A 21,618-nucleotide genomic window follows, 5' to 3' on the forward strand; every position below is an offset into this window, starting at 1 on the left:
CCGGCCGACGGCGCTGAACTCCCGCTGCGAAGACACTAGATTGAGCGCGGAGCGACGGCATGCGGACCTCCGGGCCGGGGGCGAGGAGCGGCGAATGGACACCGAGGGCATGTACGGGGCGCGGCATGGTGCGGTCCCTCGTCCGATGGCGGATGCGCCGGGGACGGATGCGCCGATGGCGGACGCACCGATGGCGGAGGTTCCGGTACCGCGGACCGGGGCCCCGGTGGAGGGCGTGGTGCGACCGCGGACGGCGCCCCCCATGCCCGGCGAAGCCCCGCCGCCACCGCCGTTCGTCTCCTGGCTCCGCGCCCCGCGCACGGCGCCGCGGCCCGGCGTGTGGGCGTATGAACACCGGCCGCGCCCGGCGCGCGAACCGAACCGGGTCCCGGGGCGGCAGCTGATCAGCGGGGCGGTGATTGCCTTTCTCTGCGGGTGGCTGCTGTGGTCCCTGCTCTGGAACGGGTTCCTGGGGCCGTACTGGACCTGGCCGTTGCGGGCGATGATGCCCGGCTCCTGGGATCAGAGCACCCGCGAGTACTACGTGGCCTCCTACGCCTACTACGCCCTCTTCGTGGTCGCCCTGGCGGTGGTTTTCGGCCGCATCGGCCGCTGGCCCGAGCTGGGGCGCCGCTACCTGATGCCGCCATGGCGCCGGGCCATGGAGCGGCTGCTGGGGCCGGCCCGCGAGTTCGCCGCCGCCCGCTGGCCCCGGCTGCTGGTGCGCCCGCGGCCGGAACTCATCCCCAGCCGGCAGCTCCTCGTCCGCGCCGGGCTGGCCTTCGCCGGGGTCTGGGTGGTGTGGGCACTGTGCTGGAACGGGGCGGTGGGCGACGGCTGGATGTGGCCGCTGGAGACCTTCGCCCCCGAGTCCTGGCGCCGGTCGGTCGCCGCCTGGCTGTACGCCTCGTACACCTACTATGTCCTGTTCACCCTCTTCCTCCTGGCCATCGCCCGACGCGTGGGCCATTGGCGAGAGCTGATGCGCCGTTACGGGGGCGAGGGGCAGGAGCGGCAACCCGCCCCGGTTAAGCACCCGAAGAACAACGAGCACCCCGCCACGCAGCCGCGGCAGGATCCCGCCGAGTGGCCCCAGCTGCGCGCCCATGGGGCGCACGACGCCGCCGACCGCCTGATGGCCGAAGCCTGGGCCGGGCGGATGAACGACGTGGACCACGCCCGTATCGAGCACGCCTGGCAGTCCGTACGGCAGCGCCCCGGACGGCTCGCCGGATTCACCGACACCGTGCTGCGGCATGGGGCCGCCGCCTACCTCCACCCCTCCGGCGAACGCGACCTGCCGCTGCGCTCGGCGCGGCACGACCTGGTCACCTCCCAGGTCCGCATCGGCACCGCCGCCGACGAGGAGCGCAACCCCTATGAGCACCGGGGTGCCGGGTGCGCCCTGGACCCCGGTCTGCTGGGCACCTCGCTGCTGGCCGTCGGCCCACCGGGCTGTGGCAAGACCGAGCGCCTGGTGCGGCCGGTACTTGAGTCGCTGTGCCTCCAGGCGCTCGCCGGACGGGCTTCGGTGGTGGCCGTCGGAGCGGCCGGTTCCGCCCTGGCGCCCGATGACGCCTTCGATGTGGTGGTGAAGATCGGACGGCCGGACTCCGCCTACGACCTCGACCTCTATGGCGGCACCGAGGATCCCGACGAGGCCGCCGCCGTCCTCGCCGAGGGCCTGGCCGGTGACCTGGCCGAGGGCCGGCCCGGCGGTGAGGGCCGCAGGGCGGCCACCGCGCTGGCCCAGTTGCTCGGCCCCTTCCGGGCGGTGCACGGCCGCTTCCCGTCCGTACCGGAGCTGCGCGAACTTCTGGACGGCTCGGCGGACGCGGTGCGTGCCCTGCGCGAGGCGCTGACCGCTGGCGGGCATGAGGCGCAACTGCGCGAACTCGATGCCCGCGAACGGCAGTCACAGCGCCCCGGGGACCCCGCCCCGCTGCTGGCGGACCGGCTGGCGCTGCTCGACCGGCCCGCCTTCGCCCGCTTCTTCGACACCACCGACCCCAGCCGCACCTTCTCGCTGCGGGCCGTCGAACACCCGGTACGGGTCCGTATCGATCTGCCGGAACGGGGCCACGCCGAGGCGTCCAGGATGCTGGCGCGCCTGGTGCTCGCCCAGTTCACCGAGTGCGCCGTGGGGCGGGGCGACCGCTCGCTGTTCGCCTGCCTGGTACTGGACGACGCCACCCGCACCGTCACCCCGGACTCCGTACGCGCCCTCGGCCGTTTGCGGTCGGCCAACGCCGGCGCCGTACTGACCCTCCGTACGCTCGACGACGTACCCGAGCCCCTGCGCCCCGCGCTGCTCGGCTCCGTGGGCTGCCGGATGGCGTTCTCCGGCGTGACGACCTGGGACGGCGCGCGGTTCGCCGAGGTCTGGGGCAAGGAGTGGGTGGAGACCCGCGACGTCACCGACCGGCAGATCATCGCCCATGAGCCGTTCACCCGGGCCATGCACATCGTGCGTCACCTGGTGACCGGCCGGGCGGTCACCGCCCAGTCGGTGACGGTGCGCCGGGTGGAGCGCGAGCGCTGGTCGGCCTCGGAGCTGGCGCACGCGGTGCCCGCCGGGCACGCGGTGCTGTCGGTGACCTCGGTATGGGGCGACAGCGCGCCCCCCGTGCTGGTGGACCTCACCCGGTGATCCGTTACCCGGTGATCCATTGCCCGGTGGTCCGTCACCTGATCGGGACGTCACTCCACCGGGCCTCGTGCTGAGGGACAATCGTTCGCAGCCGTTCAACCGGGACGGCACGTCACCGCGATGCCCCATGCCTCACCGAAGGTGCCATGCCCCCGACGCTCGCCTCCCTCGCCCAGCACTCCGCGCTGCGGCTGACCGTCCTCGCCGGAGAGGACCGGCTGGAGACCCCCGTGCGCTGGGCCCATGTCAGTGAGCTGGCCGACCCGGTGCCGTGGATGGACGGCGGCGAACTGCTGCTGACCACCGCCCTGCAGATCGACGCCACGGATCCCGGGGCCATGCGCGCTTATGTGCGCCGCCTGGTGCGGGCCGGCGTGGTGGGCCTGGGCTTCGCGGTGGGCGTGAAGTACGAGCGGGTGCCGGAGGCGCTGATCGAGGCTGCCGAGGCGGAGGGGCTGCCGCTGCTGGAGGTGCCCCGCCGCACGCCCTTCATCGCCATCAGCAAGGCCGTCTCCGCGGCCATCGCCGCCGACCAGTACCGCGCCGTGACGGCAGGCTTCGAGGCGCAGCGGGAGCTGACCAAGGCGGCGGTCGGCGCGGACGGGCCCGCCGCGCTGCTGGCCCGGCTTGCCGCGCACCTGAACGGCTGGGCCGCGCTCTATGACGCCTCGGGCACGGTGGTGGCGGCCGCGCCGGACTGGGCCGCCCGCCGCGCCGCCCGGCTGGGCCCCGATGTGGAACGGCTGCGCCGCCGGCAGGCCCCGGCCAGTGCGGTGGTGGGGCCGGCCGAGGAGGACGGTGACCGGGTCGAGCTGCAGTCCCTGGGTTCGGGGCGGCACGCGCGAGGGGTGCTGGCGGTGGGCACCGGTGCCCCGCTGGGCACGGCCGAGCGCTATGCGGTGCATTCGGCGGTCGCGCTGCTCACCCTGGCCACCGAGCGCTCCCGCGCGCTGCGCGAGGCGGAACAGCGGCTGGGCACGGCGGTGCTGAACATGCTCCTGTCCGGGGAGCCGGAGCACGCCCGGTCGGTGGCCGGGGAGCTGTACGGCTCGCTGCTGGACGCGCCCTTCCGGCTGCTCCTCGCCGAGGCGCTGCCCGCCGCCGCGGAACCGGAGAGCGCCGATCCGCTGGCCTTGCTGGCCGACGCGATGGAGACCGCCGCAGGCCGCGCGGGCGAGCCGGTGCTGGCTGTCCCGGACGGCCCCAGGCTGGTGGTCCTCGCCCCCGATGGCGGGGCCGCGGTCGCCGCCTGTGCGGCGCTGGCGCCCGCGGGGGAGGAGGCCGAACTCACGCTCGCCATCGGCCTGTCCGCCCCGGCGGGCCCGGCCGGCGCGGCGGCCGCCTACCGTCAGGCCGAGCAGGCGCTGTCGGTCGCCCGCCGCCGGGGACGGCTGCTGGTGGAGCACGAGGAGATGGCGGCGGGCTCGGTGCTGCCCCTGCTGGCCGACGACGCGGTACGGGCCTTCGCGGACGGCCTGCTGCGGGCACTGTACGAGCACGACGCCACGGGGCGCGGCGACCTCGTCGCCTCGCTGCGGGCCTGGCTGTCCCGGCACGGCCAGTGGGACGCGGCCGCCGCCGATCTGGGAGTGCACCGCCACACGCTGCGCTACCGGATGCGGCGGGTGGAGGAGATCCTGGGCCGCTCGCTGGACGACCCCGATGTGCGCATGGAGCTGTGGCTGGCCCTCAAGGCGAGCAGCTAGCCCCGCGCAGAGGCCGATCCGGGAAGCGGGTACGCCACAGGCGGCCGCAGGACGCCTTGTGCCCGCGCCGGCCGTCGCGCCGCGGATCTCCGCCCAGGATTCGTCCGCCTCACAGCACACGGCTCGCTTCTCAAGGCGCCCCCGCCTCGGTCTCCTGGCCCCGTCCCCCACCCCATGGGGCCGTTTCGGCCCGGGCCCCMCCCCCGCCGATCTACAACGCTCCATCTCGTACGAGCCGCCGCCCCATGCCTTGGCATGGGGCGCGGCGGCCTGCCTGCGGCGGCCTGCCTGCGGCGGCCTGCCTGCGGCGGCCTGCCTGCGGCGGCCTGCCTGCGGCGGCCTGCCTGCGGCGGCCTGCCTGCGGCGGCCTGCCTGCGGCGGCCTGCCTGCGGCGGCCTGCCTGCGGCGGCCTGCCTGCGGCGGCCTGCCCCCAGCACCCCGCGCGCCGCACAGCCGGTCAAGGCCAAGCCCACATCACCCCCAACCGCTCCGTCCACCAGCGGCACCCGCCCCGTGCCACCCACCCCCGTGCCACCCGCCCACCCCCACGCCGCGGCGGAGGGCGCGGCACGACGCCCCCCGTACGCCCGCCGCCAGGCCGGCACCTGGCGCGCCCGCGCCAAACCGGCGCCCCCACACGCCCCACCACTCCAACACGGACAATCACCAGCGCCGGGCCTCGCGCCTACCGTGGGGGAGCCAATCCACCCCACAGCGAAAGGGCCGGAACCTTGACCGCTCCGCACGCGTTCTGGCTGGCCGGCCGCGAGGCCACCGGCGAGGAGAGCTTCGACGTCACCAACTCCTTCGACGGCCGGCTCGTCGGCACCGTCAGCGTGCCCACCGAGGCGCAGGTCGAGGAGGCCGTCGCCGCCGCCCATGCGGTGCGCGAGGAGTTCGCGGCGACCCCGGCGCACGTCCGTGCCGCCGCGCTCGACCACGTCTCGCGCCGCCTGGCCGAGCGCACGGAGGAGATCGCCCAGCTGATCTCCGCCGAGAACGGCAAGCCCATCAAGTGGGCACGGGGCGAGGTCGGCCGCGCCGTCTCGGTGTTCCGCTTCGCCGCCGAGGAGGCCCGCCGCTTCAACGCCGGGGAGGCCCAGCGCCTGGACACCGACGCCGGCGGCACCGGCCGTCTGGCCCTGACCCGCCGCTTCCCCCGCGGCACCGTGCTGGGCATCGCGCCGTTCAACTTCCCGCTCAACCTGGCGGCGCACAAGGTGGCCCCGGCCATCGCCGTGGGCACCCCGATCATTCTCAAGCCCGCCCCGGCCACCCCGCTGTCGTCGCTGCTGCTCGGTGAGCTGCTGGCCGAGACCGAGCTGCCCGCCGGTTCCTGGAGCGTGCTGCCGGTGCCCAACGACCGGATGCCCGCCCTGGTGCGCGACGAGCGGCTGCCGGTGATCTCCTTCACCGGCTCCGGCCCCGTCGGCTGGTCCATCCTGGACTCCGCGCCGCGCAAGCACATCACCCTGGAGCTGGGCGGCAACGGGGCAGCCGTGGTGCTGGCCGACTACTCCTCGGAGGAGGACCTCGACTGGGCGGCCCAGCGCATCGCCACCTTCTCCAACTACCAGGGCGGCCAGTCCTGCATCTCGGTGCAGCGCGTGATCGCCGACGCCTCGCTCTACGACCGCCTGGTGCCCAAGGTGGTCGCCGCGGTGGAGACCCAGGTGACCGGCGACCCCTCGGACGCCGCCACCGACGTCGGCCCGCTGGTCAGCGAGGACGCCGCCAAGCGGGTGGAGGCCTGGGTGGACGAGGCCGTCGCGGCGGGCGCCACGCTGCTCACCGGCGGCAAGCGGGACGGGGCCACTTACGCCCCCACCGTGCTGGCCGACGTCCCCAACGGGGTCACCATCGCCTGCGAGGAGGTCTTCGGCCCGGTGCTGACCCTCAGCCGGGCCGAGGGCGAGAGTGCCGCCTTCGCCGCCGTCAACGATTCGCCGTACGGCCTGCAGGCCGGTGTGTTCACCCATGACCTGCAGGCCGCCTTCCGGGCGCACCGCGCCCTGGAGACCGGTGGCGTGATCATCGGCGATGTGCCGTCCTACCGCGCGGACCAGATGCCCTATGGCGGCGCCAAGCAGTCCGGAGTCGGCCGGGAGGGCGTGCGCTACGCCATGGACGACTACACCTATGAGCGGGTGCTGGTCCTCACCGGGCTGGCCCTGTAGACGGCCAGTCCTGCCCCTGTAGACGGTCCTGCCGTGTGGACGGCCCCTGCCCTGTAGGCGGCCCCGCCGGGCAAGCGGTCCTGCCCCGCAAGACGGCAGGCCCGGCCACGGCAAGGCGGTCCGGCTGAGTACAACGGGCCGGCCGGGCAAGAGCGCTCGGCCAGGCAGTGCGCTCCGGGCGCCCGCTCCGGAGCGCACTGCCTCCCCCGTCGCCCCCGACGCTACGCGTGGGGCCCGCGCCGGGTCGTCCCATGCCGGGTGGAATCCCGGCTTCAACCCGTGCGGTAGCCGGCACCGCCCCTCCACCCCAGGCGGTAGCCCGGCGCTGCACCACCGGGCCGATGCCTCGCCGCCCGCCCCCTGGTTACGCTGCGGTGATGTGGAGGGACAGGGCGGCGGGGCCGCCCGCGGGCCGGCCGCCGCGCCTGGCATGGGACCTGCCCCTGGCGCTGGGTTTCACCGCGGCCGCCCTGCTGCTGGCCCGGACGCTGCCGCCCGTCGGCTGGCGCCCGCCGGACGGCTTGGCCTACGCCCTGGCGGTCCCGGCCAATCTGGCGCTGGCCGCCCGCCGGTACGCGCCCGTAGCCGTCTGCGCCCTGTATCTGCTGCTCTGGCCGGTCCTGGTCGCCGCCGGCTTCCCGCCGGTCGCCGAGGTGCCCGGGGCGCTGCTCGCCTGCTCCACGGTGGCGGCGGCCCGCCCGCCCCATGCCGGCGCCGGCTGGGTGCTGGCCTGCGCCGTGGTCTGGCCGGCCGTCGCGCTGCCCCATGCGGGGCCGCCGCCCGCGCATGGCGCCTGGTGGCCGGTGGCCGCCTCGGCTGCGGCGCCGAGCCTGCCGGCCGTGTGGTGGCTGGCCCATGGGGCGCGCCAACTGGCCCGGCACCGCGCCCGGTTGTCCGAGGTCACCGCCCAACTCGGGCGGGAACAGGCGGGGAACGCCGGCCGTGCGCTCGCCGAGGTGCGGATGCGCATCGCCCGCGAACTGCACGATGTGGTCGCCCACCATATGTCCGTGATCTCGGTGCAGGCCGGGCTCGCCCACTATGTCTTCACCACCGACCCGGGCACCGCGCGGGGCGCCCTGGGCGCCATCTCCGCCACCAGCGGCGAGGCCCAGGCGGAACTCCGGCGTCTGCTGGCGGTGTTGCGCACGGGGCCCGAGGGCGGGCCGGAGGACACCGCGCAGGGCGCGGGCGAGGGTCCGTACCAGCCGATGCCCGGCCTGGACGGGCTGGAGACCGCCGTGGCGCGCGTCCGTGCCGCCGGTGTCCCGGTGCGCCTGGAGATCGCCGGGCACCGGCGCCGGCTGCCGCCCGGCCCCGACCTGTGCGCCTACCGCGTGGCGCAGGAGGCCCTCGCCAATGTCGTCAGGCACGCCCGCCCCGCCTCCGCCACGGTACGGCTCGAATTCCACGCCGACCGGCTGGAGTTGCGGATCACCGACGACGGGCGGGTGGCAAATCCGCCCGGACCGGGCCCCGTTGAGGGTCACGGATTGCTGGGGATGCGCGAGCGCGCCAGGATCTACCGGGGGACCCTGGTCGCCGGCCCGCGCGCCGACGGCGGATTCGAGGTCCGGCTGACCCTTCCCCGCTGACGGCCACGGGGGAGACGACGGGGGAGACGAATGACCGGCGGAATGACCAGCGGAATGACCGGCGAAACGACCTGCGGAATGACCGGCGATACCGAGGACATCCGTGTCCTCGTCGTGGACGACCAGGTGCTCATCCGTGCCGGGGTGGCGGCCCTGCTGCGCGCCGCGCCCGGGATGACGGTGGTCGGTGAGGCCGCCGACGGGCAGCAGGCCATCGAACTGGCCGCCGCACACCGCCCGGACGTGGTGCTGATGGACATCCGGATGCCTGGCCTGAGCGGCATCACCGCCACCGAGCGCATCCTGGCCCAGGCGGCCGACCCGCCCCCAAGGATCCTGGTGCTGACCACCTTCGACCTGGACGAGTACGTCTATGCGGCGCTCCGCGCCGGGGCCGCCGGCTTCCTGCTCAAGGACGCCGGTCCGCAGCGCCTGCTGGCCGCGGTCAGCGCCGTGGCGGGTGGCGACACCCTGTTCTCGCCCTCGGTCACCCGGCGGCTGATCGAGGCCTTCACCCAGCGGCGCCCGGCGCCGGGCCCGCCCCCCGCCGAGTCGCTGCGCGCCCTGACCGGCCGGGAGGTCGAGGTGCTGCGCCACACCGGACGCGGCCTGTCCAACGGCGAGATCGCCGCCGAGCTCGTGATCAGCGAGGCGACCGTCAAGACCCACCTCAACCGCGCCATGGCCAAACTGGGCCTGTGCAGCCGCGCCCAGGCGGTGGTGGTCGCCTATGAGAGCGGGCTGGTCACCCCCGGTGCCCCGCGCTGAGCGCCCCATGCGCCCCCGCATGGGGCGCACCGGGGGGCTGGTAGACCCCGTACGGATGGGGTACATACGGACGAGTAGCACCGGTCGGTAGCGACCGGGACAACCGCCCCGACTCCACAGCGGCGAGGTGCCTCATGACCGCACCATCCGTACGGCCGGTTTCCGAGCGCGAAGCCCGTCAGGTTGCCGAAGCGGCCCGTGAACAGGGCTGGAAGAAGCCGAGTTTCGCCAAGGAGCTCTTCCTCGGCCGGTTCCGGCTCGACCTCATCCACCCGTATCCGACGCCCGACCCCGAGGAGGTACGGCGCGGCGAGGAGTTCCTCGCCAGGCTCCGCGCGTTCTGCGAGACCGGGATCGACAGCGCCCGTATCGAGCGCGAGTCCCGCATTCCCGACGAGACGGTGCGCGGGCTCAAGGAGCTCGGCGCCTTCGGGATGAAGATCGACACCCGGTACGGCGGCCTGGGACTGACCCAGGTCTACTACAACAAGGCGCTCACCCTGGTCGGTTCGGTCAGCCCCGTGGTGGGGGCGCTGCTGTCCGCGCACCAGTCGATCGGGGTGCCGCAGCCGCTGAAGCTCTTCGGCACCCAGCAGCAGAAGGACGCCTTCCTGCCCCGCTGCGCCCGTACCGACATCTCGGCCTTCCTGCTCACCGAGCCCGATGTCGGCTCCGACCCCGCCAGGCTCGCCACCACCGCGGTGCCGGACGGCGAGGACTACGTCCTGGACGGCGTGAAGCTGTGGACCACCAATGGCGTGGTGGCCGACCTGCTGGTGGTGATGGCCCGGGTGCCGAAGTCCGAGGGCCACAAGGGCGGGATCACGGCCTTTGTGGTGGAGGCCACCGCCGAGGGCGTGACGGTGGAGAACCGCAACGCCTTTATGGGGCTGCGCGGCATCGAGAACGGCGTCACCCGCTTCCACCAGGTGCGGGTGCCCGCCGCCAACCGGATCGGCCCGGAGGGCGCCGGGCTGAAGATCGCGCTGACCACGCTCAACACCGGCCGGCTGTCCATCCCCGCGATGTGTGTCAGCGGCGGCAAGTGGTGCCTGAAGATCGCCCGCGAGTGGTCCGGGGCGCGCGAGCAGTGGGGCAAGTCCATCGCCAGGCATGAGGCGGTGGGCGCCAAGATCTCCTTCATCGCCGCCACCACCTTCGCGTTGGAGGCCATCCTCGACCTGGCCGGCCAGATGGCCGACGAGGACCGCAACGACATCCGCATCGAGGCGGCGCTGGCCAAGCTCTACGGCAGCGAGATGGCCTGGCTGATGGCCGATGAACTGGTGCAGATCAGGGGCGGGCGCGGCTATGAGAGCGCCGCCTCACTGGCCGCACGGGGCGAACGCGCCGTGCCCGCCGAGCAGTTGCTGCGCGACTCGCGCATCAACCGGATCTTCGAGGGCTCCACGGAGATCATGCACCTGCTGATCGCCCGGGAGGCGGTGGACGCCCACCTCTCGGTCGCCGGCGACCTGATCGACCCGGAGAAGTCGCTGGGCGACAAGGCCAAAGCAGGGGCCAAGGCGGGCGGCTTCTACGCCCGCTGGCTGCCCAAACTGGTCGCCGGCGCGGGGCAGCTGCCGCTGTCCTACGGCGAGTTCCACCCCACGGGGCACCGCGACCTGTCCGTCCATCTGCGCTATGTGGAGCGCTCCTCGCGCAAGCTGGCCCGTTCCACCTTCTACGCCATGTCCCGCTGGCAGGGGCGGCTGGAGACCAAGCAGGGCTTCCTGGGGCGGATCGTGGACATCGGCGCGGAGCTCTTCGCGATGAGCGCGGCCTGTGTACGGGCCGAACGGCTGCGCGCCCAGGGCGAGCACGGGGCGCAGGCGTACGAGCTGGCCGACGCCTTCTGCTGGCAGGCCCGGATCCGCGTGGAGGAGCTCTTCGGGCGGCTGTGGACGAACACCGACGCCCTGGACCGCAAGGTCGTCTCCAGGGTGCTGGCTGGCTCGTACCAGTGGCTGGAGAGCGGCATCCTCGACCCCAGCGGCGACGGGCCCTGGATCGCCGACGCCACCCCGGGGCCGTCCAAGGCGGACAACGTCCACCGCACCATTGACTGAGGGACCGCCGACCGAGGGGCCGCACCGCCTGTCCGCCGGGACGGGGGGTGCGGCAACAATAGGGGGATGACGGACTTCCTCGCTGACCCGCGCCACTCGGTACCCTCACCCGCTTCCGGCGGACCGCGCGAGGTCGTGATCCTCGGCTCCACCGGCTCGGTGGGCACCCAGGCCATCGACCTCGTGCTCCGCAACCCGGAGCGGTTCACGGTGACCGGGCTGTCGGCGGCCGGTGGCCGGGTGGAGCTGCTGGCCGAGCAGGCGCACCGGCTGCGGGTGCGCACGGTGGCCGTGGCGCGCCAGGACAAGGCGCCGGAGCTGCGCGAGGCGCTGGCGGCGCGGTACGGCGGCGAGCCGCTGCCGGAGATCCTGGCCGGGCCCCATGCGGCCACCGAGCTGGCCGCCAGCGAGTGCCACACGGTGCTCAACGGCATCACCGGCTCCATCGGCCTGGCGCCCACCCTGGCCGCCCTGGAGGCGGGGCGGACGCTGGCGCTGGCCAACAAGGAGTCGCTGATCGTGGGCGGCCCGCTGGTGAAGGCGGTGGCCAAGCCGGGGCAGATCATCCCGGTGGACTCGGAGCATGCCGCGCTGTTCCAGGCGCTGCTCGGCGGGCCCCGTGCGGAGGTCCGCAAGCTGGTGGTCACCGCCTCCGGCGGCCCCTTCCGGGGCCGTGGCAAGGCGGAGCTGGCCGCCGTGACCCCGGCGGACGCGCTGGCCCATCCGACCTGGTCCATGGGCCCGGTGATCACCGTCAACTCGGCGACCCTGGTCAACAAGGGCCTGGAGGTCATCGAGGCGCATCTGCTCTACGACATCCCCTTCGACCGCATCGAGGTCGTCGTCCACCCGCAGTCCTATGTGCACTCGATGGTGGAGTTCATCGACGGCTCCACGCTGCTGCAGGCCACCCCGCCGGATATGCGCGGGCCGATCGCCATCGGGCTGGGCTGGCCGGAGCGGGTACCGGACGCCGCCCCGGCCTTCGACTGGTCCACGGCCTCGCGCTGGGAGTTCTTCCCGCTGGACGAGGAGGCCTTCCCCGCGGTGGGCCTGGCGCGGCATGTGGGTGCCCTGGGCGGCACCGCGCCGGCCGTCTTCAACGCCGCCAACGAGGAGTGCGTGGAGGCGTTCCTCGCCGGGCGGCTGCCGTTCAATGGCATCGTGGACACCGTCGCCGAGGTCGTGGCGGAGCACGGCACCCCCGAGCGGGGAACCCTCCTCACGGTCCCGGACGTCCTGCAGGCGGAGACCTGGGCCCGCGCCCGGGCCCGCGAACTCGCGGCCGGCGCGGCCAAGACCACCTCGGAGGCCCACGTATGACGGCACTGATGACGGTCCTCGGGATAGTCGTCTTCGTGGTGGGTCTGCTGTTCTCCATCGCGTGGCACGAGCTCGGGCACCTGTCGACCGCCAAGATGTTCGGCATCCGGGTGCCGCAGTACATGGTGGGCTTCGGGCCGACCCTCTTCTCCCGGAAGAAGGGCGACACCGAGTACGGCATCAAGGCCATCCCGCTGGGCGGCTATATCCGCATGATCGGCATGTTCCCGCCCGGTGAGGACGGGAAGATCAGCGCCCGCTCCACCTCGCCCTGGCGCGGCATGATCGAGGACGCCCGCTCGGCCGCCTTCGAGGAACTGCAGCCCGGCGACGAGTCCCGGCTGTTCTACACGCGCAAGCCCTGGAAGCGCGTGATCGTGATGTTCGCCGGGCCCTTTATGAACCTGGTGCTGGCCGTGGTGCTGTTCTTCGGCGTGCTGATGACCTTCGGCATCAGCACCGAGACCACCCAGGTGCACTCGGTGCAGGACTGCGTCGTCAAGGCCTCCGCCGACACCGACAAGTGCCCCAAGGACGCCCCCAAGTCCCCGGCCAACGCCGCCGGACTGAAGGCCGGCGACAAGATCGTCGCCTTCAACGGCTCCGCCACGCCCGACTGGAAGACGGTCTCCAAGGACATCCGCCGCACCACCGGCCCCGCCACCATCACCGTGGAGCGCGACGGCAAGCGGCTGGACCTGCACGCCAACCTCATCGAGAACCAGGTCCAGAAGTACGACGGCAAGGGCAACCCCGTCCAGGGCCAGTACGTCACCGCCGGCTTCCTCGGCTTCACGCCCGCCAGGGGCGTGGTCCAGCAGTCCTTCGGCCAGTCCGCGGACCGCATGGGCGACATGGTGCAGTCCGGCGTGGAGTCCCTGGTCAGCCTGCCCGGCAAGATCCCCGACCTGTGGAACGCCGCCTTCGACGGCGGCGAGCGCAAGGCGGACTCGCCGATGGGCGTGGTGGGCGCCGCCCGGGTCGGCGGCGAGGTGTTCAATCTGCACATCCCGCCGTCCCAGCAGATCGCGATGATGCTGTTCCTGGTCGCCGGGTTCAACCTCTCGCTGTTCCTGTTCAACATGCTGCCGCTGCTGCCACTGGACGGCGGGCACATCGCCGGTGCCCTCTGGGAGTCCCTGCGCCGCGCCTGCGCCAGGGTGTTCCGGCGGCCGGACCCCGGTCCGTTCGATGTCGCCAAGCTGATGCCCGTGGCGTATGTGGTGGCCGGGATCTTCGTCTGCTTCACCCTGCTGGTGCTGATCGCGGACGTGGTCAATCCGGTACGGCTCACCTAGGCGCCGCGGGCGCGGGGGGCGTGCGGGAGCTGACGGCCGGGCCGCGGCGCACCCGCCCGCCCGACGCCCGAATGTGCCCGTACCGGGCCCCTTGCCGTAACCTCGAACCCCTCGGAGCCCGCCGATCCCGGGACCATGATGAACACCTTGGGGATGCTCGCCAGATGACTGCCATTTCGCTGGGAATGCCTTCCGTGCCGACCAAGCTCGCCGACCGCCGGGTCAGCCGCAGGATTCAGGTCGGGTCGGTGGCCGTGGGCGGTGACGCCCCGATTTCGGTGCAGTCGATGACCACGACGCGGACCTCGGACATCGGGGCGACGCTGCAGCAGATCGCGGAGCTGACCGCTTCGGGCTGCCAGATCGTCCGGGTGGCCTGCCCCACGCAGGACGATGCGGACGCGTTGAAGGTGATCGCGGCCAAGTCGCAGATCCCGGTGATCGCGGACATCCACTTCCAGCCGAAGTACGTCTTCGCGGCGATCGACGCGGGTTGTGCGGCGGTGCGGGTGAACCCGGGGAACATCAAGCAGTTCGACGACAAGGTGAAGGAGATCGCCAAGGCGGCCTCCGACGCCGGGACGCCGATCCGGATCGGGGTGAACGCCGGATCGCTGGACCGCCGTCTGCTGCAGAAGTACGGCAAGGCCACGCCGGAGGCCCTGGTGGAGTCGGCGCTCTGGGAGGCGTCGCTGTTCGAGGAGCACGGCTTCCGCGACATCAAGATCTCGGTGAAGCACAACGACCCGGTGGTGATGGTCAACGCCTACCGGCAGCTGGCCGCTCAGTGCGACTACCCGCTGCACCTGGGGGTGACCGAGGCCGGGCCGGCCTTCCAGGGCACCATCAAGTCGGCGGTGGCCTTCGGCGCGCTGCTCAGCGAGGGGATCGGGGACACCATCCGGGTGTCGCTGTCGGCGCCGCCGGCGGAAGAGGTCAAGGTCGGCATCCAGATCCTGGAGGCGCTCAACCTGCGCCAGCGCCGCCTGGAGATCGTCTCGTGTCCGTCGTGCGGGCGGGCGCAGGTGGATGTGTACAAGCTGGCGGACCAGGTGACGGCGGGCCTGGAGGGCATGGAGGTTCCGCTGCGGGTGGCCGTGATGGGCTGTGTGGTCAACGGTCCGGGTGAGGCGCGTGAGGCCGACCTCGGCGTCGCCTCCGGCAATGGCAAGGGGCAGATCTTCGTCAAGGGCGAGGTGATCAAGACCGTGCCGGAGTCGAAGATCGTGGAGACCCTGATCGAAGAGGCCATGAAGCTCGCCGAGCAGATGGAGAAGGACGGCATCGCCTCCGGCGAGCCGGAAGTCACCGTCAGCTGACAACGGGACCCCGGTGCTCCGCCCGCTGTGGCGGAGCACCGTCATGTCCACCACCGGAACCGGGAGGTACAGTGCCAGGAACTGTCCCCTTCGGCCTCCGGCCCGTGACGGTGAGGCAACCCCACCCGTGCTGACGACGACCACCACCAAGGTCCTGGACCCCGGCGAGCTGGACGCCGCCCTCGCCGTCCTGGACCGCGAACCGGTCGCCAACGCCTTTGTCACCGCCCGGGTGCTCACCGCCGGCCTGGACCCCTGGCGGCTGGGCGGCGAGATGTGGGGCTGGTACGCGGCCGGCCGCCTGGAATCGCTCTGCTACGCCGGAGCCAACCTGGTGCCCATCTGCGCCGGCCCCGAGGCGGTGCGCGCCTTCGCCGACCGGGCCCGCCGCGCGGGGCGCCGCTGCTCCTCCATCGTCGGCCCCGCCGAGTCCACCGCCGCGCTCTGGGCGCTGCTGGAGCCGCACTGGGGCCCCGCCCGGGAGGTCCGTGCGCACCAGCCGCTGATGGTCACCCGCGCCATGCCGCCGGGCATCGTGCCCGACCCGCTGGTGCGGCGCGTCCGCAAGGACGAGATGGACCTGATCCTTCCGGCCTGTGTGGCCATGTTCACCGAGGAGGTGGGGGTCTCCCCGCTGGCCGGCGACGGCGGGCTGCTGTACCAGGCGCGGGTCGCCGAGCTCGTGGGCGCCGGGCGGTCCTTCGCCCGGGTCGAGGACGGCCAGGTGGTCTTCAAGGCGGAGATCGGTGCCGCCACCGACCGGGCCTGCCAGATCCAGGGCGTCTGGGTCGCCCCGGGCCACCGGGGCCGCGGGCTGTCCGTCACCGGCATGGCGGCCGTACTGCGCTACGCCCTGCGCGAGGTGGCCCCTGTGGTCAGCCTCTATGTCAACGACTACAACACCGCCGCCCGCGCCGCCTATCGACGGGTCGGCTTCCAGGAGACCGGCGCCTTTATGAGCGTGCTGTTCTGAGGGCCTCATGCGGGGCCGCCGTGCCGGGCGCGCCCCGCGCCGCGGGGCGGGGCGGACCGGTCCGGCGCCACGGCCCACGGGGCCGCGTACGGCGGGTAGCCTCCCGGCATGGATGACATCGTGGTCGGACCGCTCGACCTGGCGGCTCGGGTGGACGACGCGCTTGCCGTGCAGGCGCTCGCCTTCGGGCTCTCCGCGGAGGAGGTCGGCGTACGGCGGCACATCGTGCTGCGGCACCTCACCAACCCCGGGGCGCGCGCCCTGGGCGCCACCACGCCGAGCGGGCGGCTGGTCGGCTTCGTCTACGGCATGCCCAATGACCGCACCCAGTGGTGGTCCACCGTGGTCGAGCCATATCTGCGGGCCACCGGCACCGAGGGCTGGCTGGACGAGTCCTTCGTCATCACCGAGCTGCATGTCCACCCGGCCTTTCAGAACCGGCACATCGGCCGCGCCCTGCTCACCGGCCTGACGGCGGGGGCCAGCGAGCCCCGCTCCATCCTCTCCGCCATCGACACCGAGAGCCCCGCCCGGGCGCTCTACCGGAAGCTGGGCTACCGGGACCTGGCCCGGCAGGTGGTCTTCCCCAGCGCGGCCAGCCCCTATGTGGTCATGGGCGCCACCCTGCCGCTGCACGGATAACAGGCTGGTCCGGCGCCCCATGGGGCGTGGGGCCGCGGCCCCATGCGGCTCCGCCGCGCGGCGCGGCCGGCCACCAAGGACCCGTACCCGAAGGGCGCCGGACCGCACCGCCACGGAGCACGGAGCGGTCCAGGAGCCGTCGCGCTGGCCTGCGCACGGCGCAGCCGGCCGGGAGACAAAACCGGTGCGCGGCCGCATGGGGCCGCCGTTACCCTCCTGGCACCGCGGACGCACCGCGGACGGACCGCAGGCGCACCGCAGACCCGCCGCAGGCGCACCGCACGCACCGCAATCGCACCAGAGGGAGACCGCCCCATGCCCCAAGTCCAGCGCATGTCCGCGATGTTGCTCAAGACACTGCGCGACGACCCGGCCGACGCCGAGACCGCCAGCCACCGGCTGCTGGTCCGGGCCGGCTACGTTCGCCGCTCCTCCGCCGGAGTGTGGACCTGGCTGCCGCTCGGCAAGCGGGTGCTGGAAAACGTGGCCTGCGTGGTGCGCGAGGAGATGGACGCCATCGGCGGCCAGGAGGTGCTGCTGCCCGCCCTGCTGCCCAAGGAGCCCTACCAGCGGAGCGGGCGCTGGGAGGAGTACGGCGACCTGCTGTTCCGCCTGAAGGACCGCAAGGGTGCCGAGTACCTGCTGGGCCCCACGCATGAGGAGATCTTCACCCTCACGGTCAAGGACCAGTGCACGTCCTACAAGGACCTGCCGGTCATCGTCTACCAGATCCAGACCAAGTACCGGGACGAGGCCCGGCCCCGCTCCGGGGTGCTGCGCGGCCGCGAGTTCCAGATGAAGGACTCCTACTCCTTCGACACCACCGACGAGGGCCTGGCGGAGTCCTACCGGCTGCACCGCGCGGCCTACCGCCGCATCTTCGAGCGCATCGGCCTGGATTACCGCATCGTCTCCGCCGTCTCCGGCGCCATGGGCGGCTCCGCCTCCGAGGAGTTCCTGGCTCCGGCAGCGGCCGGCGAGGACACCTTCGTGGAATGCCCGGCGTGCGACTACGCAGCCAACACCGAGGCGGTCACCACCGTGGTGGAGCCCCCGGCACCGGCGGCGCACGGCCCCGTCGAAGAGCTGGACACCCCCGACACCCCCACCATCGAGACGCTGGCCCGGCACCTGGCCGTGCCCGCCTCCGCCACCTTGAAGAACCTCCTGGTCAAGGTGGACGGCAAGATAACGGCGGTCGGTGTGCCGGGCGACCGCGAGGKGGRCCTGGGCAAGCTGGCGGAGCACCTGGCGCCCGCCGTGGTGGAGCTGGTGACCGCCGAGGACTTCGCCGGCCACCCCGAGCTGGTCCGCGGCTATGTGGGCCCGCAGGGCCTGGGGCTGCCCTACCTCGCCGACCCCCGTGTCGCCCCGGGCACCGCCTGGATCACCGGCGCCAACAAGCCCGGCACACACGCCCGAAATGTGGTCTGCGGCCGCGACTTCACCGTGGACCGCTACCTCGACGTGGTGGTTGTCGAGCCGGGCGACCCCTGCCCCCGGTGCGGTGCCGGACTGCGCATCGGCCGGGCCATTGAGATCGGCCACATCTTCCAGCTGGGCCGCAAGTACGCCGACGTCTTCGGCTTCGATGTGCTGGGGTCCCAGGGCAAGCCGGTCCGGGTCACCATGGGCTCCTACGGCATCGGCGTGTCCCGCGCGGTGGCGGCACTGGCGGAGCAGACCCATGACGAGGCCGGCCTGTGCTGGCCCCGTGAGGTCGCCCCCGCCGACGTCCATGTGGTCGCGGCGGGCAAGACGCAGCAGACCGAGCTCGCCCTCCGGGTGGCCGGAGACCTGGCCCGGGCCGGGGCCMGCTCCWSGTGGACGACCGCGCCGGAGTGTCCCCCGGGGTGAAGTTCACCGACGCGGAGCTGATCGGTGTGCCCACCGTGCTGGTGGTCGGCCGCCGCGCCGGGGAGGGCGTGGTGGAGCTGAAGGACCGCCGCACGGGGGAGCGGGAGGAACTCACGATCCAGGCGGCGGTGGCGGCCGTGGCACGGCTGGTCGGCCAAGAGGGCTGATCAGACGGGCGACCCGGTCGGCGGGGTTGTCCGGTCGGCTGGTTGACCCGGTCGGCAGGGCGATTCGGTCGGCCGGGTGCCCGGGCCGGCAGGGCGATTCGGTCAGCTGAGCGACTGGGCGAATTCCAGCAGGAGTTCGCCTGCCGGGCGGGCGCCGAGCGCGATCTCCCCCAGGCCCGCCTCGGCCGCCCGGAAGACCGCCCAGCCGCGCAGCCGCTCCCGGTCCACCTCCAGCGAGTCCGCCAGCTTGGTCACCCGCCGCCGCCCGGCGGCCGCCGCGCCCGGGGCGGCCAGCAGGGTGTCCAGCCGGTCCCGGGCCGGCCAGGCCAGGTCGTACGCCCGCTCGCCCACCAGCGGTCGCGGCCCCACCGCCAGCCATGGGGCGCGGTCCCCGGCCAGCACCTTGCCCTGGTGATAGTCGCCGTGCAGCAGGTACGGCTCCTCGTCCGCCCCGCCGGCCAGCGCCTCGCGCAGCTCGAGCGCCTCGTCGATCAGCGCCCGGGCGTCCGCCGCCCAGGGCTCCGCGCGCCACCGGCGCAGGTTGCCGGCCAGGGCGGCGGTGTGCTCGGCCACGGACGGGAAGGAGTGCCCCGCGGGAGGGCGAACCCAGAGCCGCTGAAGCGTCGCCGAGGCCTCCAGTACGGCCTTCGCCTCCGGCAGCGAGCGCAGGTTGACCTCCCCGTGCAGCCGCTCCAGCAGCAGCGCGCCCGCCTCCGGAGCGGCGCGCAGCACCCGCACCGCGCTGGCCCCGTGCCAGTGCGCCAGCGCCGCGTACTCAAGCTCCGCCGTGCGCCCCGGGGGCGTGAGCTTCAGCGCGGCCGGGGTGCCGTCCGCCTGCCGCACCAGCACCACCATGCCGCGCCGCCCGCCGGGCCGTTGCACCCGTTCGGGTGTCAGCTCCCAGCGGGCCAGGTACTCCTGACAGGTCGTCGGCACGGTGGCCAGCCACTGCCGGGCCTCCTCGTCCGCGGCCAGGGCGCGCAGGAGCCGCTCCGGTGGTTCTAGGCGGTCGTTCCCACTGGCCATCCGTGCGCTGTCCCTTTCGTCGTTGCCGGTCAGGACCGCGCCGCCGGACTGCTCGGCGCGGCGGACGCGGCCCGCTCGGCGAGCCCCGGGAAGGCTACGCCGTCGCCCTGCCAGCGCACCGACCGCACCGCCGCCTCGCGCAGCGCGGCCGCCGCCTCCCCGCGCAGCGCGCCGCTCGCGGCACGCACCAGGTCGGCGTAGACGCCCGCCAGCCGGTTCTCCAGCTCCGCCGCCAGGCGCACCGCCGAGTCCGCGTCGGTGACCGGGAACGGCAGCCGGTAGCCGGCCGCGGCGGCCATGGGGCGGCCGCCCAGCTCCCGCACGGTGCGCTCCAGCGCGTCCCGGCGGGAGCGGTGCGCCTGGTACGCCTCCTGTGCCTGCGCGGCGCGCGCTCCCTCCAGGTGGCCGCCGGCCACCCCGTAGCCGTAGACGGCGGCGTGCTCGCCGGACAGTGCCGCCTGGGCCGCCTCCAGAGCCGCCTGGTCCGTATTCGCCTGGTCCATGGCCGCCTGATCCATCAGTCCGCCCCCAGCAGATAGGTGTGCGCGGCGCCCGCCGCCGCGATGGAGGCCAGCAGCCGGGCCAGTTCGCCGGGCGCGGCGGCCAGGGCCGCGGTGTGCGCCTCGGTGGTGCGCCGCTCGGCCTCCGCCAGGGCTCCCAGCGCCGCCTTCTCGTCCCCGGGTGGCGTGGGGGAGGCGGAGGGCGCGGTGGCATGGGGCGAGGCGGCCTGGGGCGTGGCGCGCGGGGGGCCCAGGGCCTGGACATGCCGGGCCACCTGCTCGCGCAGCGGGCGCAGCCTGGGGCCCAGCGCGGGGTGGGCGGCCAGCGTGGCGTCGTACCGTCGCAGCAGCTCGGCGGAGCGGTCCGCGGCCTGGGCGCGCAGCGTGCTCTCGGTGGGTGCGCGCCCGTCGGCCTCCCGGCGCGCGGGGCCGGAGCAGCCGGAGAGCAGGAGGGCCGCCGCGCCCCCCGCCAGTACCCTGCGTCTGCGCGGGCCGTCGGCGCCCCGCGTCGTCATGGTGAGCGGCACGATCCTCTTTCCGTAGGTCCATGATCGCCGCCTGCGAGGGTACCGGCGCCCGGGCACCGGGAACCGAATCGTCAGCCGGGTGCCGGAACAGATAGGCTTTGACCTGACACGCGACTTTCCCACAACAGCACACGCGGCCGAGGAGTCACCCGGATGAGCACCACCCAGAGCGAGCGGCTGCGCGAGCTGCTTGCCCCTCTCGTCAGCGCGCGGGAGCTGGATCTGGAAGAGGTCGAAGTGACACCGGCCGGCAAGCGCCGGGTGCTGCGTGTCGTGGTGGACGGCGACCAGGGCGTGTCGCTCGACGAGTGCGCGGAGCTGAGCCGCGAGGTCTCCCAGCGGCTGGACGACACCGATGTGATGGGCGGCGCCCCGTACGTCCTGGAGGTCACCTCCCCCGGCGCCGACCGCCCGCTGACCAGGCACCGTCACTATGTCCGGGCCACCGGCCGGCTGATCAAGGCCCAGCTCGCCGAGGGCGGCGAGCTGCTGGCGCGGATCACCGCCGTGGACGAGGAGGGGCTCGACCTCGAGGTTCCCGGTGTCAAGGGGCGCAAGCCCACCACCCGCCGACTGGCCTTCGACGAGATCGCCAAGGCCCGGGTGGAGATCGAGTTCAACCGCAAGGCCGCCGAGAAGGCCGCCGACGAGAGCCAAGAGGAGGCGTAGCCGTGGACATCGACATGAGTGCCCTGCGGGGTCTGGTGCGAGAGAAGGAGATCTCCTTCGACCTGCTGGTCGAGGCGATCGAGTCGGCCCTCCTCATCGCCTACCACCGCACCGAGGGAAGCCGCCGCCGGGCCCGGGTGGAGCTGGACCGCTCCACCGGCCATGTGACGGTCTGGGCCAAGGAGGACCCGCAGGACCTCGCCGAGGGCGAGGAGCCGCGCGAGTTCGACGACACCCCCTCCGGCTTCGGCCGGATCGCCGCCACCACCGCCAAGCAGGTCATCCTCCAGCGTCTGCGGGACGCCGAGGACGAGATCACTTTCGGTGAGTTCGCCGGCCGGGAGGGCGRTGA

16 protein-coding genes and 1 pseudogene are annotated in these 21,618 nt (G+C 73.7%); 14 read left to right on the forward strand and 3 right to left on the reverse strand.

Annotated features, from left to right (window positions below):
* Nucleotides 1-262: 262 nt before the first annotated feature.
* The 12 genes and pseudogenes from CV755_RS30935 (at nucleotide 263) to CV755_RS30995 (ending at nucleotide 18,544) form a co-directional block, all read left to right on the forward strand.
* Nucleotides 263-2,650 carry an ATP/GTP-binding protein gene (locus CV755_RS30935; protein ID WP_241561505.1) on the forward strand — a complete coding sequence of 796 codons (2,388 nt, stop codon included), beginning with the start codon at nucleotides 263-265 and terminating at the stop codon, nucleotides 2,648-2,650.
* Between the two features lie 146 nt (nucleotides 2,651-2,796).
* Entirely contained in the window at nucleotides 2,797-4,356 is a 1,560-nt protein-coding gene (locus CV755_RS30940) for a PucR family transcriptional regulator (protein WP_109283805.1), read from the forward strand.
* Nucleotides 4,357-5,087: 731 nt separating this feature from the next.
* Entirely contained in the window at nucleotides 5,088-6,533 is a 1,446-nt protein-coding gene (locus CV755_RS30950) for an aldehyde dehydrogenase family protein (protein ID WP_109283807.1), read from the forward strand.
* A gap of 377 nt (nucleotides 6,534-6,910) precedes the next feature.
* Nucleotides 6,911-8,128 carry a sensor histidine kinase gene (locus CV755_RS30955; RefSeq protein WP_241561506.1) on the forward strand — a complete coding sequence of 406 codons (1,218 nt, stop codon included), beginning with the start codon at nucleotides 6,911-6,913 and terminating at the stop codon, nucleotides 8,126-8,128.
* A 54-nt stretch (nucleotides 8,129-8,182) separates the two neighbouring features.
* A complete protein-coding gene (locus CV755_RS30960; RefSeq protein WP_109283811.1) occupies nucleotides 8,183-8,896 on the forward strand; it encodes a response regulator in 714 nt (237 codons plus the stop codon).
* A gap of 134 nt (nucleotides 8,897-9,030) precedes the next feature.
* On the forward strand, nucleotides 9,031-10,965 hold the full coding sequence (locus CV755_RS30965) for an acyl-CoA dehydrogenase family protein (RefSeq protein WP_109283812.1): 1,935 nt from the start codon (nucleotides 9,031-9,033) through the stop codon (nucleotides 10,963-10,965).
* A gap of 66 nt (nucleotides 10,966-11,031) precedes the next feature.
* Nucleotides 11,032-12,288 carry a 1-deoxy-D-xylulose-5-phosphate reductoisomerase gene (gene dxr / locus CV755_RS30970; RefSeq protein WP_109283814.1) on the forward strand — a complete coding sequence of 419 codons (1,257 nt, stop codon included), beginning with the start codon at nucleotides 11,032-11,034 and terminating at the stop codon, nucleotides 12,286-12,288.
* Nucleotides 12,285-13,586, forward strand: a complete 1,302-nt coding sequence (locus CV755_RS30975) for a M50 family metallopeptidase (RefSeq protein ID WP_109283816.1) — start codon at nucleotides 12,285-12,287, stop codon at nucleotides 13,584-13,586. The genes dxr and CV755_RS30975 overlap by 4 nt, the downstream gene beginning before the upstream one ends.
* A gap of 164 nt (nucleotides 13,587-13,750) precedes the next feature.
* Nucleotides 13,751-14,905 (forward strand): flavodoxin-dependent (E)-4-hydroxy-3-methylbut-2-enyl-diphosphate synthase, encoded by a 1,155-nt coding sequence (gene ispG, locus CV755_RS30980; protein ID WP_109283818.1) that lies wholly within the window; start codon nucleotides 13,751-13,753, stop codon nucleotides 14,903-14,905.
* A 127-nt stretch (nucleotides 14,906-15,032) separates the two neighbouring features.
* Nucleotides 15,033-15,878, forward strand: coding sequence for a GNAT family N-acetyltransferase (locus CV755_RS30985; protein ID WP_109283820.1), 846 nt, complete (start codon nucleotides 15,033-15,035; stop codon nucleotides 15,876-15,878).
* Nucleotides 15,879-15,986: 108 nt separating this feature from the next.
* On the forward strand, nucleotides 15,987-16,520 hold the full coding sequence (locus CV755_RS30990) for a GNAT family N-acetyltransferase (RefSeq protein WP_109283822.1): 534 nt from the start codon (nucleotides 15,987-15,989) through the stop codon (nucleotides 16,518-16,520).
* Between the two features lie 315 nt (nucleotides 16,521-16,835).
* A pseudogene (locus tag CV755_RS30995) lies at nucleotides 16,836-18,544 on the forward strand (proline--tRNA ligase).
* Nucleotides 18,545-18,646: 102 nt separating this feature from the next.
* On the opposite strand, the gene CV755_RS31000 reads toward CV755_RS30995, so the two are convergent.
* The 3 genes from CV755_RS31000 to CV755_RS31010 are packed head-to-tail and all read right to left on the reverse strand — an operon-like array spanning nucleotide 18,647 to nucleotide 20,585.
* Nucleotides 18,647-19,570: an aminoglycoside phosphotransferase family protein gene (locus tag CV755_RS31000; protein WP_109278014.1), complete on the reverse strand. Its 924-nt coding sequence runs from the start codon at nucleotides 19,568-19,570 to the stop codon at nucleotides 18,647-18,649.
* A gap of 29 nt (nucleotides 19,571-19,599) precedes the next feature.
* On the reverse strand, nucleotides 19,600-20,073 hold the full coding sequence (locus CV755_RS31005; RefSeq protein ID WP_241560875.1) for a ferritin-like domain-containing protein: 474 nt from the start codon (nucleotides 20,071-20,073) through the stop codon (nucleotides 19,600-19,602).
* Between the two features lie 14 nt (nucleotides 20,074-20,087).
* The gene (locus CV755_RS31010; RefSeq protein WP_109278017.1) at nucleotides 20,088-20,585 is read right to left on the reverse strand and encodes a hypothetical protein; all 498 of its coding nucleotides are present in this window, start codon (nucleotides 20,583-20,585) and stop codon (nucleotides 20,088-20,090) included.
* A gap of 165 nt (nucleotides 20,586-20,750) precedes the next feature.
* Here CV755_RS31010 and rimP point away from each other — a divergent pair, with 165 nt between their 5' ends.
* Together rimP and CV755_RS31020 are read left to right on the forward strand one after the other, a co-directional pair.
* Nucleotides 20,751-21,266 carry a ribosome maturation factor RimP gene (gene rimP, locus CV755_RS31015; RefSeq protein ID WP_109283823.1) on the forward strand — a complete coding sequence of 172 codons (516 nt, stop codon included), beginning with the start codon at nucleotides 20,751-20,753 and terminating at the stop codon, nucleotides 21,264-21,266.
* A gap of 2 nt (nucleotides 21,267-21,268) precedes the next feature.
* On the forward strand, nucleotides 21,269-21,618 hold a 350-nt coding region (locus CV755_RS31020; RefSeq protein ID WP_277751879.1), incomplete at its 3' end, for a NusA N-terminal domain-containing protein.

Origin of the sequence: Streptomyces orinoci, assembly GCF_003121295.1 — a bacterium.
GTDB lineage: Bacteria > Actinomycetota > Actinomycetes > Streptomycetales > Streptomycetaceae > Streptomyces > Streptomyces orinoci.